This window comes from Undibacterium sp. FT79W (assembly GCF_014284215.1).
GTDB lineage: Bacteria > Pseudomonadota > Gammaproteobacteria > Burkholderiales > Burkholderiaceae_D > Undibacterium > Undibacterium aquatile.
In genome coordinates this window covers 168,192-184,376 of sequence record NZ_JACOGB010000004.1, presented here as the reverse complement: position 1 = coordinate 184,376, position 16,185 = coordinate 168,192, and the positions used below count along the sequence as shown (strand labels likewise).

The 16,185-nt window shown below is 51.0% G+C and carries 16 protein-coding genes; 3 read left to right on the top strand and 13 right to left on the bottom strand.

Translation table 11 applies throughout. The features are described from left to right. Positions 1 to 12 precede the first annotated feature (12 nt). The 11 genes from H8K38_RS08430 to argB form a co-directional block, all read right to left on the bottom strand. Positions 13 to 405, bottom strand: a complete 393-nt coding sequence (locus H8K38_RS08430) for a VOC family protein (RefSeq protein WP_186884376.1) — start codon at positions 403 to 405, stop codon at positions 13 to 15. Positions 406 to 433: 28 nt separating this feature from the next. Continuing rightward, positions 434 to 1,204 (bottom strand): ABC transporter ATP-binding protein, encoded by a 771-nt coding sequence (locus tag H8K38_RS08425; RefSeq protein WP_186884375.1) that lies wholly within the window; start codon positions 1,202 to 1,204, stop codon positions 434 to 436. Continuing rightward, positions 1,204 to 3,021 (bottom strand): ATP-binding cassette domain-containing protein, encoded by a 1,818-nt coding sequence (locus H8K38_RS08420; RefSeq protein ID WP_186884374.1) that lies wholly within the window; start codon positions 3,019 to 3,021, stop codon positions 1,204 to 1,206. Before H8K38_RS08420 ends, H8K38_RS08425 begins: the two co-directional genes overlap by 1 nt. After that, complete coding sequence (locus H8K38_RS08415; protein WP_186884373.1) at positions 3,018 to 4,073, bottom strand: branched-chain amino acid ABC transporter permease; 1,056 nt, start codon at positions 4,071 to 4,073, stop codon at positions 3,018 to 3,020. The genes H8K38_RS08420 and H8K38_RS08415 overlap by 4 nt, the downstream gene beginning before the upstream one ends. Before the next feature lie 158 nt (positions 4,074 to 4,231). Then, a complete protein-coding gene (locus H8K38_RS08410; RefSeq protein WP_186884372.1) occupies positions 4,232 to 5,395 on the bottom strand; it encodes an ABC transporter substrate-binding protein in 1,164 nt (387 codons plus the stop codon). Positions 5,396 to 5,550: 155 nt separating this feature from the next. Next, positions 5,551 to 7,431 carry an aminodeoxychorismate synthase component I gene (gene pabB / locus H8K38_RS08405; protein ID WP_370587075.1) on the bottom strand — a complete coding sequence of 627 codons (1,881 nt, stop codon included), beginning with the start codon at positions 7,429 to 7,431 and terminating at the stop codon, positions 5,551 to 5,553. Between the two features lie 217 nt (positions 7,432 to 7,648). Next, complete coding sequence (locus H8K38_RS08400) at positions 7,649 to 8,104, bottom strand: DUF962 domain-containing protein (protein WP_186884371.1); 456 nt, start codon at positions 8,102 to 8,104, stop codon at positions 7,649 to 7,651. 166 nt (positions 8,105 to 8,270) lie between these two features. Continuing rightward, positions 8,271 to 8,846 (bottom strand): nucleoid occlusion factor SlmA, encoded by a 576-nt coding sequence (slmA, locus tag H8K38_RS08395; protein ID WP_186884370.1) that lies wholly within the window; start codon positions 8,844 to 8,846, stop codon positions 8,271 to 8,273. Positions 8,847 to 9,094: 248 nt separating this feature from the next. Further along, complete coding sequence (locus H8K38_RS08390; RefSeq protein WP_186884369.1) at positions 9,095 to 9,898, bottom strand: PhnD/SsuA/transferrin family substrate-binding protein; 804 nt, start codon at positions 9,896 to 9,898, stop codon at positions 9,095 to 9,097. A 337-nt stretch (positions 9,899 to 10,235) separates the two neighbouring features. Next, entirely contained in the window at positions 10,236 to 10,946 is a 711-nt protein-coding gene (locus H8K38_RS08385) for a pyrimidine 5'-nucleotidase (RefSeq protein WP_186884368.1), read from the bottom strand. Between the two features lie 40 nt (positions 10,947 to 10,986). Beyond that, positions 10,987 to 11,913, bottom strand: a complete 927-nt coding sequence (argB, locus tag H8K38_RS08380) for an acetylglutamate kinase (protein ID WP_223827036.1) — start codon at positions 11,911 to 11,913, stop codon at positions 10,987 to 10,989. A 136-nt stretch (positions 11,914 to 12,049) separates the two neighbouring features. On the opposite strand from argB, the gene H8K38_RS08375 reads away from it, so the two are divergent. The 3 genes from H8K38_RS08375 to H8K38_RS08365 are packed head-to-tail and all read left to right on the top strand — an operon-like array spanning position 12,050 to position 13,460. Continuing rightward, positions 12,050 to 12,256 carry a cysteine-rich CWC family protein gene (locus tag H8K38_RS08375; RefSeq protein WP_186884367.1) on the top strand — a complete coding sequence of 69 codons (207 nt, stop codon included), beginning with the start codon at positions 12,050 to 12,052 and terminating at the stop codon, positions 12,254 to 12,256. Positions 12,257 to 12,309: 53 nt separating this feature from the next. Next, complete coding sequence (gene folE, locus H8K38_RS08370) at positions 12,310 to 13,017, top strand: GTP cyclohydrolase I (RefSeq protein WP_186884366.1); 708 nt, start codon at positions 12,310 to 12,312, stop codon at positions 13,015 to 13,017. A gap of 17 nt (positions 13,018 to 13,034) precedes the next feature. Beyond that, positions 13,035 to 13,460 carry a BLUF domain-containing protein gene (locus H8K38_RS08365; protein ID WP_186884365.1) on the top strand — a complete coding sequence of 142 codons (426 nt, stop codon included), beginning with the start codon at positions 13,035 to 13,037 and terminating at the stop codon, positions 13,458 to 13,460. A gap of 85 nt (positions 13,461 to 13,545) precedes the next feature. Here the strand turns inward: H8K38_RS08365 and H8K38_RS08360 are convergent, their stop codons facing one another. Beyond that, the gene (locus tag H8K38_RS08360; protein ID WP_186884364.1) at positions 13,546 to 15,522 is read right to left on the bottom strand and encodes a M48 family metallopeptidase; all 1,977 of its coding nucleotides are present in this window, start codon (positions 15,520 to 15,522) and stop codon (positions 13,546 to 13,548) included. Between the two features lie 27 nt (positions 15,523 to 15,549). Beyond that, positions 15,550 to 16,140: a LemA family protein gene (locus H8K38_RS08355; protein ID WP_186884363.1), complete on the bottom strand. Its 591-nt coding sequence runs from the start codon at positions 16,138 to 16,140 to the stop codon at positions 15,550 to 15,552. Positions 16,141 to 16,185 lie beyond the last annotated feature (45 nt).

Genomic DNA, 16,185 nt, shown 5'->3' with positions numbered 1-16,185 from the left:
GTTAGTCTGTTGTCACTCCGGCGTATGACAACAGACGCATAATTTATTGCTATCCGGATCCCGAAAATATGCGCCGTAGTAATCTGCATGATACTGCGGCCGCAGCCCCGGAGCACCTTCGCAAGTCGCCCCCAACTGTATCGCCTTTGCGTACACTCGCCTGACCATCGCGCGATCAGACGCCAGTAAGGCAATCATCTGCCCATTTCCTGCCGAGGCTGGCGCTCCATTAAATGGTCTGCCGATCAAAAATAGAGGGCGCGGCTGATCGGCTGCAGCCCATCCTGCCCACGCCTTATCTTCTTCTGAAAATTTAAGTTGTAATGCCAATTCAGTCATCACTCCCGAATAGAAGTGAAAAGCGCGCTGGAAATCATTCACGCCAATAAATACATGAGATAGCATCGCATTCCCTCATTATGCTCATACCACATCAGTGAGATTTTTTCGTCAGCCCCAGATAGGTATCGATCACGCGCTGATCATTGGCGAGTTCTGCAGCATTTCCTTGCAGTGCAATCGCGCCGGTTTCCAACACATACGCATAGTCGGCCACCTGTAAAGCGGCACGGGCATTCTGTTCAACCAATAATATGGCGACGCCGGTTTGCCTGAGCCGCTGAATGATGTGAAAAATTTCTTTGACGATCAATGGCGCCAGACCAAGGCTGGGTTCATCGAGCATCAGCAACTTCGGTTTTGCCATCAGTGCGCGCCCCAGCGCAAGCATCTGTCGCTCGCCGCCGGACAAGGTGCCCGCTTCCTGATGGCGTCGCTCCTTCAGACGCGGAAATAAATCAAACACCACGCTGAGCTGATCGGCATAGTTTTTTTCCCCTGCCTGATAACGCCGATAACTGCCTAACAAAAGATTGTCTTCCACTTTCATGCTGGCGAACAATTCGCGCTTTTCCGGCACCAGCGACATCCCCATCGCGACGCGTTTTTCTATGCTGATGCCGCGTAAATCCTGCCCGTTAAAAAGGACCTGCCCACGCTGGCTACCGCTGGCAGGCAAGGCGCCAGCGATGCCGTTGAGCATCGTTGATTTACCGGCACCATTCGGGCCGATGACGGTGACGATCTGTCCACGCTCCACCCGGATATTCGTCGCCTGCAAGGCTTCGACCTTGCCGTACAACACCTGCAATTGATCGGTGACCAGCAGCGCTTGTGAATTTGCCTGTGAATTTGCTTGTGTCATCAGTCTATTCCACCTAAATACGCTTCTAATACCGCCGGATGTTGTTGAATTTCTTGCGGCAAACCTTCGGCTATTTTGCTGCCGAATTCCATCACAACCAGATGATCGGTCAGATTCATCACGAAATCCATATCGTGTTCCACCAGCAAAATACTCATCCCTTCGGCGCGCAATTTTCGCAACAACTCTGCGAGTTCCTGCTTTTCCTTATAGCGCAAACCAGCGGCAGGCTCGTCAAGCAACAGCAAAACCGGGTCGCAGCACAGCGCACGTGCAATTTCTAAAATACGTTGCTGACCCAGCGCCAGATTACCCGCATCTTCATGCATTAATTGCGCTAATCCGACCCGCTCAAGCTGGCGTGCTGCTTCGGCCAGCAAGCTGTCTTCGATGTTGCGGTCGCGACGCAAAATACTGGCAAACACTTCGCTGACATCGCCTTGCTTGTGTCGCAGGTGCGCTCCTATCGCCACGTTTTCCAGCACACTCATATTCGCCAGCAAACGCACATGCTGAAACGTGCGGGCGATGCCGAGTCTGACGATATCGCGGGAGGCAAAACCTGTAATGTCCTGTAACTGAGCATTGCTATAAAAACGTACCGCGCCGCTAGTCAGCGGCAACACACCTGTTACGAGATTGAACATCGTCGATTTACCGGCGCCATTCGGCCCGATCAGACCGACAATCTGTCCGGCGCTGACGCTGAACTGCATGTCATTCACGGCGACCAGACCACCAAACTCTTTGCGCGCCTGCGCTATCTCTAAAATCACGTTACCACTGGCTGGCTTAATACGACTGGCGAGTGGCGCACTGTGAGTGTTGATCACGATAGCCGGTTCTGTCGCCAACCACGGCCGGAATATATTTTTCGCTGCACGAAGCAGATAAGGCCAGACGCCATCACGCGCCGTTTGCAGCAACAGAATCAGCAATACGCCAAAAACGATCACTTCAAAATTACCATTACTGCCCAACAAAGCAGGCAGTATCGCTTGCAGTTTATCTTTCAGGATGGTCAGCAATGCCGAGCCCAGCAAAGCTCCCCACACATGCGCCGCACCACCTACCACGGCCATAAACAAGTATTCGATACCGGCATTCAAGCCAAACGGTGTCGGGTTCACGGAGCGCTGTAAATGGGCATACAACCAGCCGGATATACTCGCCAGCATTGCGGCCAGTACAAAGATGATGACTTTCATGCGGGCGGTATTCACGCCCATCGCTTCCGCCATCACACCGCCCCCTTTGAGCGCACGTATCGCACGACCGGGACGCGACTGCAGCAGGTGTTGTACAGCCAGCGTTGCCAGCAACAATATGGCCCAGATCAGCAGATACATGCTGCGGCCGCTATCAAGCCTGATGTCGAAGATCGCAATCGACGGAATGCCGTTGATGCCATCGTATTTCCCCAGAAATTCGAGATTGCCGAACAGGAAAAACAGGGACAATCCCCAGGCGATCGTCCCCAGTGGCAGATAGTGGCCGGATAAGCGCATCGTAATCATCCCGATTGCCAGGGCTGCCACGACAGTCATCAGCAAACCGACAAGCAAACCCAGCCACGGTGATAAGCCCGCCGTCGTGCTCAGGTAAGCAGTGGCATACGCGCCGATACCGACAAACGCCGCCTGCCCGAACGAGGTCAGGCCACCGACACCGGTCAGCAAAACCAGACCCAGCGCGACGATCGCATACAAGCCTATGTAATTCGATAAAGTGATCCAGAATTCGGGAACCGGTAATGCCGGGAAAATGAACACCAGCACCAGCAATACGTATTTTCCATAACGTAGGAGGTGACTCATGATTCCTCCTCGTCATTGTGTTTACTACTGAGAGAACGCCACAGCAACACCGGAATAATCAGCGTAAACACGATCACCTCTTTATATGCACTGGCCCAGAACGAGGAATAAGATTCAAGCAAACCGACCAGTAAGGCGCCAGCGGCAGCCACCGGATAGCTGAACAGGCCGCCGACAATCGCCCCGACAAATCCTTTCAGCCCGATCAGAAATCCACTGTCGTAATAGACTGTCGTCATTGGTGCAATCAATACGCCGCACAAGGCACCCAGCGCCGCAGTCAGCGTGAAGACCAGACGACCTGCCTGCGTTGTACCGATTCCGACCAGTTGCGCACCAAGACGATTGACGGCAGTCGCCCGCAATGCTTTGCCAGACAAACTGCGCTCAAAATATAAATATAAAGCGATCATCAGCGTGACAGAAACGGTAATCACCACCAGACTCTGACCTGAGATCATCAGCGAGCCTAGCTGTAATTGTGCGTCACTGAAAGCAGTAGTTCGTGAGCCTTCCGCGCCGAACATCACCAGACCCAGACCGGTCAGCGCCAGATGCAGCCCGACGGAAACAATCAGCAAAACCAGTGTGCTGGCCTCAGCCAGCGGCTGATAGGCAAGACGATACATCATCGGCCCCATAGGTATCACCAGCAGCAGCGCCAGCACGACCTGTACCAGCATAGGCAATTCCTGTAATGGCAGATAGCGCATCAACAGCCAGAGCAGCAACGGCAACAGCAACAGCTTTACTGTATCTGGCAAAAATGCACGTAAAAAATTCGCGCTGCGCTGCGGCGCGCGCAGAGACTGATAAATTTCTTTGAGCAGACACAGCACGCCCAATGACAGCAACAAGCTTGCCGAATGTGGAAATTGTCCCGACTGTATCGCGGCCAGACTCAGCGCACCGAAAGCGACAAATTCACCTTGAGGAATAAAAATGATGCGGGTAACAGAAAACACCAGCACCAGTGCCAGCGCCAGTAGCGCATATATCGCACCACTGGTGATGCCATCCTGCGCGAGGATGGCGGCAATCGAAAAATCCATGGAAAAAACTTTCTCGCTGAAACAAACAGATCTGAACTATCGCTGCCGATGAAGCGTGACAGTCTATGCTGATTTACATTTAAAAGCCGACTTCAAAGTGCATCCCGAAGACCAAGCAAAAGGGAGCCGCAGCTCCCTTTTATAGCGAATGCTAAGGCTTATTTTGCTTGCCCCGCCAGTTTCCATTTGCCGCCGACGATCTGCACCATCACGCGGGAACGCTGATCCAGGCCAACATGATCGCCGCTGTTCATATTTACAATGCCATGAGACACGGCCAGATTTGTGGTGTTTTCTATCGCCGTGCGCAACGCTGCCCTGAATTCTTTGGTTCCCGGCTGTGCTTTTTTCAACGCCGTTGGCACTGCGTTTTCCAGCAATAATCCGGCATCCCATGCATGCCCGCCAAAGGTCGAGACTGAGCCTGCTCCGTACGCTTTTTCATAGACGCCGGTGTAACGCAAAGCAGATTTTTTCACCGGACTATCTGCCGGTAACTGCTCAGCGACCAGCAAAGGGCCAGCCGGTAACCAGGTACCTTCACAGTCTTTGCCGCAAACACGCAGGAAATCATTGTTCGCAACGCCATGCGTCTGATAAATCTTCCCTTTATAACCGCGCTCTTTTAAAGTTTTTTGTGGCAAGGCTGCAGGTGTGCCAGCGCCAGCAATGAACACTGCATCGGGATTACTGGCGATAATTTTCAGGATTTGTCCGGTGACCGACGTATCCGGACGGGCAAAGCGTTCGTTTGCGACGATTTTTATTTTGCGTAATTCTGCCAGTTTGGAAAATTCTTTGTACCAGCCTTCGCCGTATGCATCATTGAAGCCGATGAAGCCTACTGTCTTAATACCAGCATCGGCCATGTGACTGATGACTGCGGTTGACATATGCGAATCATTTTGTGGCGTCTTGAATATCCAGTGACGCTTTGCATCAGACGGAGAAATAATGGAGGCGGCCGCTGCCATTGATATCATCGGCGTTTCTGTCTCCGCCGCTACATCGATCATCGCCAGCGAAGTCGGCACGATGGTCGACCCTATCAATAAATCTACCTTATCTTCTGATACCAGTTTGCGCGCATTTTTGACTGCCGTCGTCGAGTCAGAAGCATCGTCAAGAATGATGTATTCGACTTTTTTTCCGCCAATTTCTTTCGGCAACAAAGCAAAAGTATTTTTTTCAGGTATGCCCAACGAGGCACCGGCACCCGTCGCGGAAACATTCACGCCGACTTTAATCTGGGCAGCGACATTCGCGCTGAACATGAGGGCAATCAATGCAGGCAAAGCTGCGAGGGCGTAGCGTTTTTTCATCGGTCATCTCCTGTTGAGATCATGCAAATGATCTTGTCTATTTTTTGTCTGTCGTTGGAATTTGTCAGCATATGCTTGCTGTTGCCATTCCGAGTGTAACCCGTCAGCGATCTGCGGCACAACCCGTAATGATTTCAGCAGGCAATATGCAGCAACTACCGTTGTAAGAGCCTGACTGTAAATGCGCCGCGCAAGGCATTGCACAACATGATCTGATCGGCATTGTCGAGATCTGCACGGGTCAAGGATTGTTCGCGCACCCGGTATTGCTGCTGAAACTCAGACTCTTCCAGTAATACCGAACGCATCACCCCGGGCAACACGCCGTCAGATAAAGGCGGGGTCAGCCATACCCCCTGTTTCTGAATCAGGACATTGCTGCGGCCACCTTCGGTCAGATGTCCTTGCTCATTGAAAAACAGCATGTCAAAAGCCCCGTGGGCTTCAGCCGCTTTCCAGGCTTCGTCGTAGCGTTGCCGGATACTCGATTTATGCTGCAAAAATAATTCATCGCTGGATGTAGTCTGCTGCGCCAGCATGACACGAGGATCGGCACTGAGCGGAGTCAACACACCCGACGTCATCGCCACCTGACCTTGCGCATTCACTGCCAAACGTAAGCGGTATGCGGTGTGTGGCGGCAAATTGGCACAGAAGCCTTGAACTGCGCGGATGATCTCTTTTTCATTCCAGACAAAGCCGAAATATTGGGCAGACCGGCGTAAACGCTGCAAATGGCGCGTCCAGTAACGACAGCCTTGCTCACGCGTGGCATACATGGTTTCGAATAATTCAAACTGCGCTGGTAATCCTGTCAGAAATTTTGCCTTCAACTGGCACTCGGCAAATTCTTCGTCTGCGCGACTGTCGTACACAATCCCGGCGCCCACGCCCATGACGCCTCGCCGCACAACGGTGCGCTCCCCTGCCCCCTTATCTGGTGCCTGCAATTGCAAAGTACGGATAGGTACCGACAGGCAGAAATCGCCGGGTATATTGCTACGCTGCGGCGGATCAAACCAGCCTATCGCACCGGTATATAAATCACGTGCGGCTGGTTCAATTTCACGGATGATTTGCATGGTTCTGTGCTTAGGTGCGCCCGTGATCGAACCACAAGGAAACAGCGCGTTGAGTATGTCGACCAGCCCCAGATCAGCACGCAGACGCGCATGTATCGTCGAGGTCATCTGCAGCACACTGGAAAAACGATTCACTTCAAATAATTGCGGTACTTGCACCGATCCGATATCCGCAATACGACCGAGATCATTGCGCAGCAGATCGACGATCATCAGGTTTTCTGCCCGGTTCTTGGTATCTGCAGCCAGTTCTTTTGCCAGTTGCTGATCAAGCAGCGTGTCGCCCGTGGCGGCAGCCGTTCCCTTCATGGGTTTGGCGTATAAGTTTCCTTGCTGATGCCGGATGAAGAGTTCCGGTGACATGGAAATCACGATGCCACCCTCCGGCATGTAAATCAGGGCACCATAAGGCACAGGCTGGCGTTCGCGCAGGCGCCGGTATAAAGCAAGCGGGTCACCATAGGCATCGAAGTGCAGGCGATAAGTGTAATTGACCTGATACGTATCACCGGCGGCGATATAGGTCTGTATTTTTTCTATCACCTCGCTGAAAGCTGGCTCATCCACATTCGCATGGATATCTGCCACCCCCGCCACAGAAGCTGGTATTTCGCTCAATAGCTGTTCTACCTGTGTACCGTTCAGCCACTGACAATGCTGAAAAATCGCCACCCTTGAGACGGCAGCAGTGTCACGCGGAGCTATGTTCTGTAATTGCGCGCCGGTCTCATAGGACAACAAGGCGACGCCATAATACCCATCCTGTAACGCCGCTTCCAGCGTATGAATAAAACCGGGCCAGTCTTGTAAATTCCGGCATTCGACTACTCTCTGAAAGCCGTAATACAAGCGCGACTGTGCCGCATCCGCCTGGGCATCATCAAGCAATGCAAACGGCTGAGCGGAATGCAACAGCTGTGATAAAGAAAAATTGGATGGAGAAATATCAGACACGGTCAGACTTAAGCATGAGACAGAGTCGCAGTTTACCCGCAGACGAGCAGCCTTGCAGGCATCTGAACTTATCAAGGTCGCAGCTGGCGGCGTTGTTCATAACTACGGTTGCGAATACCATACAACCATCGCCGGCAGGCCAAAGTCGAAGCAGAAAATCAGACAGGCGGAACATGCATTGTTTGCTTATAACAGAGGGTGTTCCGCCAGCAAAGATTTAATACGTGATGCCGATACGCCGGTACAGAAAGCCCAGCACAAACAAAGGGCCTATCAGCAAAAAACGGATATCATCAAAAAACGATGGTTTTTTGCCCTCGATCTTATGCCCGATGAACTGACCTATCCAGGCGACGATGAAAACGGCAAGAGAAATCTGCCAGATTCTGCCCTGCGGCAGATACTGCAAAACCGCCAGTATCAGCATCGACATCAGCAACATGCCCAGCGCGAAGCGCGGCGATAAAAAGAAATAGTAAATCAGGCTGGTCATCACGGCGGCATACGCCGCTAACGGGTGCCCCGCCCAGATCAGACCGAGAAAAGAAAAGACGATCGCAGGTACACAGATGCAATGAATGATTTCATTCGTCGGATGTAAGTGACTTTCGGCATATTTGGTCAGCAAAATATCCACCTGCCGACGCTTGGCGTGGGTTTGGGTTTGTTCCATGTTGTCTCCTGATATTCGTCATATCGTGCACCACACCAGGTAACTTTCTGCTGCGGTAACAATATGCGTTGTCGATTTTTATGTGATATGACCTGTCAGCGTCTGTCGCGCTGTCGGCGTACAGCATCATACTTTGGAAATCTGTTGAATACCAAGAACGGCAGAATTAATGCAACATCATCGCGATCTGTAACGTTGCCTGCTCGGTGGGTAAATTTTTGAATCCGGTCTTTGCAAAACGCAACCAGCGGCCAAGGACAAAACTACACAACAGGCTGGCCCGGACCTGCGCTTCTGTATCAATCGCGTTGCCCTGACTGGCGGCCAGACGGAAAGACTGCCGGAACGCCATTTCTATCCGTTCTGCCAGTTGATTCATGCGTAATTGCAGGCGCTCATCTTCATTGACCAGCGCATCGCCAGTCAGCACCCGCGTCATGCCGGGGTTACGTTCTGCAAAATTTAACAGCATTTGTGCAATCGCCTGCACCTGCAACAAGCCATCGTCCTGCTGCTCGCTGATTTGATTAATCAGACCAAAAATGGATGCTTCAATGAATTCGATCAAGCCTTCAAACATCTGCGCTTTGCTGGCGAAATGACGATATAAAGCGGCCTCAGACACCTCCACCTTTGCCGCCAAGGCTGCGGTGGTGATTTTCTCGCCTTTAGGATTTTCCAGCATTGCTGCCAGCGTCTGCAAAATTTGGTGCTTACGCTCGCCCGGTTTGGTACTAGCCATTTTTCTCTGATCTGAATGAAAGGTACAAAAGTACAAAATGCATCGTGTAGATGCATGATCTTGCCTGTTACTGACTCACTACCTGTGAACAGCGGGTGTCAGATTCTATGTGAAACCCGCTGCTCATGTGAAGCAATCTTGCAAACTTTAATTTTTCAAATACTCTTGACAACTGGCTTTTTATACAGCTATCCGTTCTTCGTTCAATACTGGCTGATGGTTACCAGAGACGATTTTAGCTGATGGTCTTATTTACCGTTATAACGATTGTATGCATTCACATATGGCTGCGGATCTGCCTCAACAACATTTTGCACACGAATACCTTGCAATGCAGCTTTATGTTCAGCATTCGACATCATACCCGTCATCGCCACACGGATCTGATCAATCAGTTCAGCGCCCAGTTTTTTATTCGCCAACATCACCCACGGCGCTGCCTTCTCACCTTCAGCCAGAACAACGTAACCCGCAGCCGCCATTTTAGGCGCAACCGTAGAATCCGATTTCACCACACCGACGTCTGCCAGTTTATTTTCTAAGGCAAAAGGAATTGTTGCCTGTAATTGTACGTTGTACACATTGCTTGTCTCCGGTTTGAATCCCATACCAGCAAGCAGACGCAATGCCTGACGTGTCACTTCACTGTCCGCAGGTGGCATCGCAAAGCGCAGTTTTTTCAGTTCATCAGGCGACTTAAAATTCTTTTTCAGGCTGGCCGGTCCAACCAGTGTCATCTGACTTTTGATGCCCGAATCAAGGGCAACAACTGGGACAAAACCTAAAGTCTGGATCGCCATTCCGGCAACCGCATTCGGGCGGGCAATCAGAATATCACCCTGACGTATCGCGTCCGCATCGTACTGACGCAAAGGAGATAGTCCTGTTACCTGTATTTCACGCTTCAGGTAAGTACCAAGAACCGTGGCAAGTTGCTGATATTTTTTCGAACTGTACTCAGATTCGCCGCTGCTGGAAGTACCTTCCTGAACCAGCAGACGCAGCGCAGGACCGGCGGCAGGCGCAGCGATAGAAATAGAATTCAAACTCAAAAAAACACTGAAAATACTCAGAAACAGAATACGAAATATCATCTTTATACAATCAATAAAAATACAGCCGCCTACCGGGTAACACCTGGCAAACGGTTTAAGGAAATGGAACTGGCGGGATGGCGTTGAACGCGGAGGGAATAACGAAGGGGATAAATTAGTTTATCCGGCGACCCACAATTTCCACACGGAAAATTTTAAGGCTGTATTGTAATCGCTTCTTTGTGCACCTGCACAAAATTTAGGCATTTTTTATTTATATAACAGATATAAGCAAACACGCATATTCTTGCAAAATATAACTAAAAATAGCTATTTATCATCTATAAATGCTAATTTATCGCAACCTTCTGCACTTCAGTAAGTGCTGCACCGAGCGTAACTGCACATCGATGCAAGCAGCGCGTGGCCGAAGATGGGTAATTTTCCGCTGCTGCGGCGGAATGTATCCGTGCACCCAAACGGTCTGTAAGCCTTCTTTTTTAGCGGCACGCAGATTATCAATGCTGTCTTCAACCAGAATACATTGCGAAGCACGCAGGCGGTTTTTTGCCAGAAATTTACGCAAAAAAGAACGTGATGGTTTAGGCTGCAATTTTCCATGGACACGCATTTCCTCCACCGGAATATGCTGCATGAATTGTCGGTGCAGATTCAGATGCATTAACACCCGGCGGGAATAATGCGCGGGCGCATTCGTCAGCAAGATTTTCTTACCGGGCAGCGTGCGCAAACAACGGGCAAGGCCACGCTGAAAACGGATCATGGATGGCAAATCATGGAAGGTATGCGCATGCTGCAAAAACTCTTCCGCCTGCACCCCATGATGCCTGACCAGCCCCATCATCGTCACGCCGTAGCGCAGGTAATAGTCCAGCCGCAATGCGTTGACAGTCGCCTCATCCGCCGGTTTGCCAGCATCACCCAGCAAACGGGCGATGTAGGCATTCATGTTCAGATTAATCTGCGGGAAGATCGCATGTGAGGCATTGTGCAATGTGTTGTCCAGATCAAATAGCCAGACCCGCTGCGACGCACGCTGCCTCATGTCTGCAACTGCAAAGACAGACGAAGGATAGTCATCCGGATTAATGACTGCGGATCATGGTACCGAAAGCCTGTTCAGTCAGCACTTCCAGCAACAACGAGTGCTCAATGCGGCCATCAATGATATGCACCGTATTGACGCCAGATTTGGCGGCATCCAGTGCTGACGAGATCTTCGGCAGCATACCGCCGGAAATGGTGCCATCGGCAAACATTTCGTCAATCTCGCGCGCCGACAAATCGGTGACCAGATTGCCCTGCTTATCTAATACGCCAGGAATATTGGTCATCATGATCAACTTCTCTGCTTTCAGAATTTCAGCGATCTTGCCTGCCACCAGATCAGCATTGATGTTATATGCCTGACCGTCGTCACCAAAACCGATAGGAGAAATAATCGGAATGAAAGCATCGTCCTGCAAGGCTTTCACAACGGCCGGATTGATTGCATCGATTTCACCGACAAAGCCGATATCCAGCATTTCTCCCGGATTTTCTCTATCCGGCATCATCATTTTGCGGGCACGGATCAGGCCACCGTCTTTACCAGTCAGACCAACAGCCTGACCTCCGTAGTGGTTAATCAGCATCACGATATCTTGCTGAACTTCACCACCAAGCACCCACTCAACGACTTCCATCGTTTCATCATCGGTAATACGCATGCCCTGTATAAAAGTGCCCTGCTTACCCATTTTTTTCAGTGCGTTATCGATTTGCGGACCACCACCATGCACCACCACAGGATTCATGCCAACCAGCTTCAGCAAAATCACATCACGTGCAAAACCATGTTTCAGGCGCTCTTCTGTCATCGCGTTACCGCCGTATTTAACGACGATGGTTTTTCCATGAAACTTGCGGATATAAGGCAAGGCCTCAGCCAGAATTTCGGCTTTAATCACTGGCTCGACACCGGCTAATTTATCTTCTGCTTCTGCTGCTGGGTTTGCGTTCAAATCGCTCATAATGACGGTATCCTGAAGATCATGAAAGGTTTATTCGGTTATCCCGGATTTTACAGGATTATGCAGGCGAACCGATGGCCAATTCACCCCGAACGCATGACTTTAGCAGCGGATCAATTAATAAAAGGAAATCAGCATGAGCATTTGCCAGCGTTGTCATACAGAATTCACCTGCGCAATGGCTGACAATACCGGGCAGGAGTGTTGGTGCACCGCTCTGCCACCAGTAGATTTCTCTTGTTTTCCGGATGGGAAAATCCCCGCCAATGCCAGTTGTTTATGCCCGATTTGTCTGCCGCAATGGAAAGCGGAAATTGCAGCAGGAAAAAACAAGCTTGAATGAATTCAGTTACCATACGCGTTCGAGTAATCAGCCTTCCTGATAGGAATACTGCAATGTCTAACGATACCCTCATCGCTTACAAAGCGGTCAATATCCCAGTCTCGCAACGCATCCGTGAACGGATACAGGCGAGCAAAACACGCTTCCACGCCAACGATAACATCGCCCGTTTTATCGAAGCTGGCGAACTTGCCGAATTGCAGGCAGAAGTCGAAGAAAAAATGCGTGCGGTCTTGCAAAGCCTGGTCATCGATACGGAAAGCGATCACAACACGCAAGATACTGGTCGTCGCGTCGCTAAGATGTTCATCAACGAAGTCTTCGGCGGCCGCTATGTACCGATGCCATCCGTGACTGAATTTCCGAATGCGTCACATCTGAATGAGCTGATGATCATCGGCCCGATCACCGTGCGCAGCGCATGCTCACATCATCTGTGTCCGATCATGGGGAAAGTATGGATTGGTGTGATGCCGAATGAGCATTCCAATCTGATCGGTTTATCCAAGTATGCGCGGATTGCGGAATGGATCATGAGTCGCCCGCAGATACAGGAAGAAGCTGTCGTACAACTGGCAGATGCGCTGCAAGAAAAAATGCAGCCGGATGGCCTTGCCGTCGTCATGGAAGCCGATCATTTCTGCATGCACTGGCGCGGTGTGAAAGACACCGAAGCAAAAATGATTAACAGCGTCATGCACGGATCGTTTTTGAAAGACCCGAATCTGCGCCGCGAATTTTTATCCCTCATTAAACGTTAATCCAGACAGGAAAGATCATGTTAGTCCGCCTGCTATATGCCAGCCGTGCCGTTGATGAAAAAACTTGCGATACCGTCCAACTGATTATGCAGCAATCACGTCTGCATAATCCGGCGAATGGCATCACCGGTGTACTGTGCCATACTGACCAAGTGTTCATGCAAGTACTGGAAGGCGGGCGCGAGGCGGTCAACACGTTGTACGGTCATATCTTGCGCGACCCGCGCCATAAAGATGTGATGCTGCTTGATTACGAAGAAATCACAGAACGCCGCTATGCCTGCTGGACTATGGGACAGGCCAACATGAGCAAAATTAACCCATCTATCCTGCTGAAATACTCACCGTTGCCGGTGTTAGATCCACATGGGATGTCCGGGAAAATGCTGCTGTCACTGATAGACGAATTAATGGCGACGGCATCGATCGTCGGGCGCACCTGACATCATCTCAGGAAATATCTGCAAATAAATACGGGAAAGCCGGTAAGCACTGAAACGCGCAGTGCTTACCGGCTTTTCTTATTTGTCAGTTACTGCTATTGCCACCGGCATTGACAACTGCTTCCGGCACTGGCGCATCAATCGCAGCGCAAACACCGCGCAATAAATCAGCAACCGGCGCTTCGATGTGGACATCAGGTGCACGTGCTGCAGCAGCAAGCATCGCACGTATCAGGAAGGGTTTGGCGAGTGGAGCCAACTGATGTATTTTTTCCAGTGCCTGCCTGACGTCAAAAAAATCTGAAGAGGCCGTTGCCATCAAGTCTGTAGCATTGAATTCCAGCTCAGGCAAAATAGCAGCAGCGCGCATAAATGCGGCCTCCGCGATATTTTGCTGAGTATGGCTGTGCGCCACCAGAGATAATAATAAACAGACCTCTGAACGCAACGCTGCGACATTCGCGTAGCGCACGGGAACCGAACGCCCGGCCTGCGGCCCAAGGCGGCGCTCTAACACAGCCAGCACGACAAATTCGGCTTGCGTCATGCGCTGATCAGCGGCAATCAACTTGGCTGCCACTGACAACAACTGCGCTCTTTCCGGCGTTGTCAGCAATTTCAATGCCGGCATTGCCAGATCCAGCAAAGGCAAGCGAACGCTGTTCTTCATCGCTTCGATTTCAAGCAAATATTGTTGCGCCAGATTTGCCTGAGAATTTGCTACCTGACTGATCAGGTTCTGTTGCACAACGAAGGCTTCAGGCTGATTGCTATCGAGCAGCAATGCATACACGAGGGCGCAAGCAGATTGCGTATCACGTGCGGCCTGCAGCAGCACAGGGCTGAAGCTCATCTTACGCCGTTCGTCAGTCTGCGCAGAAACGATGCCCGGTTGCTGAGCGCTATTCATATTTATCGCTGAGTGTGGCGGAATCGCCGCCTGCCGCATCGCCTCGACGTTGCGTGCGCCAAAGCCAAACACACCCTCTGGTAACTCTTTCTGCGCCGCAGTATCCTCTGACATCACACTGGCATCAAGAAATGCCACGTTTCTGCCATAAACACGTTTTAACCGCTCTTCCAGCGGTGGATGCGTTGCAAACAAACCGGACAACAATTGTGGCCGGGCGGCGCCAAGAAATAAATGGGACAGTTGTTCCGCGTGCGGGTTATCAATGCGCGAGCCACAATGATTGACTGCAGTCAGCCCACCGATTTTACGCAAGGCGCCACCTATCCCATCGGGATTGCGCGTGAATTGCACTGCACTCGCATCGGCCAGAAATTCACGCTGACGCGACACCGCAGATTTAATCAGGCGACCAAAAAAAATACCGACGTAACCGATCACAAACAGTGCAGCGCCAACCGCCAGCATGATGATTTGCAGCGGCGGGCCTTTATCGTCGCGACTGCGAGAACTGCCGAAACGCGTGCCCCAATAGAGTAATTCCTGTCCCAGGCCAGCGATCATCTGTATGCCGAATAAGATCCCGATCAGCTTGATATTCATGCGCATATCGCCATTCAGAATATGGCTGAATTCATGCCCTATCACACCTTGCAACTCATCTCTGCTGAGTCGGGATAAGGTTCCCTGCGTCACAGCAACTACCGCTTCATTCTGGTGATAGCCAGCGGCAAAAGCGTTGATCGCGTCTTCGTTATCCAGAATGTATACTCGCGGGCAGGCGATGCCCGACGCCAAGGCCATCTCTTCAACGATGTTCAGTAAGCGACGCTCCCGCACATCGGTCGATGATGGCATAACCAATCTGCCGCCAGCCATTTTGGCAACCGCATCGCCTCCGTCGCGCAGGCGCCAGGTTTCAAACAAGGTTCCCCCAGCAATAAACAGCAAGGTCACAAAGGTATTGACGAGAAAAAATCCGCGAGGATATGCCGGAGCAACCGAGCCGTGCGCTCCGCCAAAACCCCAGGACCAGATCAGCGCCAGACTGACATTAACAGTAATGACTATGGCAATCACCGCCAACAGAAACAGAAACAATAATTTTCTGGTCTGGCGGTGTGCCTGATCCTGCTGCTCAAAAAAATCCATATCCGTTGCGAGCCAGGCGATATGAAATCAAAAAGAAACTTTGACCGCTTTACGCTCTTCAGCGGATTCCGTTACCTGCAATAATTCGCCGGCTTTAAAGCCGAAAGAATTCGCAATCACTGAACCGGGGAACTGCTCTATGCCGGTGTTGTATTGCATGACGCTATCGTTGTAAGCCTGACGGGCGAACGCAATTTTATTTTCTGTGCTGGTCAGCTCTTCGGTCAGTTGTATCATGTTCTCATTCGCTTTGAGATCAGGATAGGCTTCAGACAGGGCAAACATTTTTCCGAGCGAGGCAGTCAGCGTCCCTTCCGCTGCAGCGAGTTGCTGTACCGATGCGGCATCTGATGGATCCACCACCGCTTTACTGTTTGCAGTCACTGCCTGGTTCCGCGCTGCAATCACGGCTTCCAGCGTCTCCCGCTCATGCTTCATATAGCCTTTAGCGACTTCGACCAGATTCGGGATCAGATCATAGCGGCGTTTCAGTTGCACATCGATCTGCGCGAACGCATTTTTAAAGCGATTACGCAAGCTGACCAGACGGTTATACACACCGATAACCCAGAATACGATAACCGCGATAATGACCAACAGAACGAGTAAAGCAATCATAATTTCTCCGGATAAAAATAAAAAACCAGCGAAAATTCGCCGGTT

Bases quoted from the DNA above. Each gene is read 5' to 3' on its own strand.
- H8K38_RS08415 (WP_186884373.1), bottom strand. From the start codon at position 4,073: ATGGATTTTTCGATTGCCGCCATCCTCGCGCAGGATGGCATCACCAGT.
- H8K38_RS08400 (WP_186884371.1), bottom strand. From the start codon at position 8,104: ATGGAACAAACCCAAACCCACGCCAAGCGTCGGCAGGTGGATATTTTG.
- H8K38_RS08375 (WP_186884367.1), top strand. From the start codon at position 12,050: ATGAGCATTTGCCAGCGTTGTCATACAGAATTCACCTGCGCAATGGCT.
- argB (WP_223827036.1), bottom strand. From the start codon at position 11,913: ATGAGCGATTTGAACGCAAACCCAGCAGCAGAAGCAGAAGATAAATTA.
- H8K38_RS08360 (WP_186884364.1), bottom strand. From the start codon at position 15,522: ATGGATTTTTTTGAGCAGCAGGATCAGGCACACCGCCAGACCAGAAAA.
- H8K38_RS08365 (WP_186884365.1), top strand. From the start codon at position 13,035: ATGTTAGTCCGCCTGCTATATGCCAGCCGTGCCGTTGATGAAAAAACT.
- slmA (WP_186884370.1), bottom strand. From the start codon at position 8,846: ATGGCTAGTACCAAACCGGGCGAGCGTAAGCACCAAATTTTGCAGACG.
- H8K38_RS08425 (WP_186884375.1), bottom strand. From the start codon at position 1,204: ATGACACAAGCAAATTCACAGGCAAATTCACAAGCGCTGCTGGTCACC.
- H8K38_RS08430 (WP_186884376.1), bottom strand. From the start codon at position 405: ATGCTATCTCATGTATTTATTGGCGTGAATGATTTCCAGCGCGCTTTT.
- H8K38_RS08410 (WP_186884372.1), bottom strand. From the start codon at position 5,395: ATGAAAAAACGCTACGCCCTCGCAGCTTTGCCTGCATTGATTGCCCTC.
- folE (WP_186884366.1), top strand. From the start codon at position 12,310: ATGTCTAACGATACCCTCATCGCTTACAAAGCGGTCAATATCCCAGTC.
- H8K38_RS08355 (WP_186884363.1), bottom strand. From the start codon at position 16,140: ATGATTGCTTTACTCGTTCTGTTGGTCATTATCGCGGTTATCGTATTC.
- H8K38_RS08385 (WP_186884368.1), bottom strand. From the start codon at position 10,946: ATGAGGCAGCGTGCGTCGCAGCGGGTCTGGCTATTTGATCTGGACAAC.
- H8K38_RS08420 (WP_186884374.1), bottom strand. From the start codon at position 3,021: ATGAGTCACCTCCTACGTTATGGAAAATACGTATTGCTGGTGCTGGTG.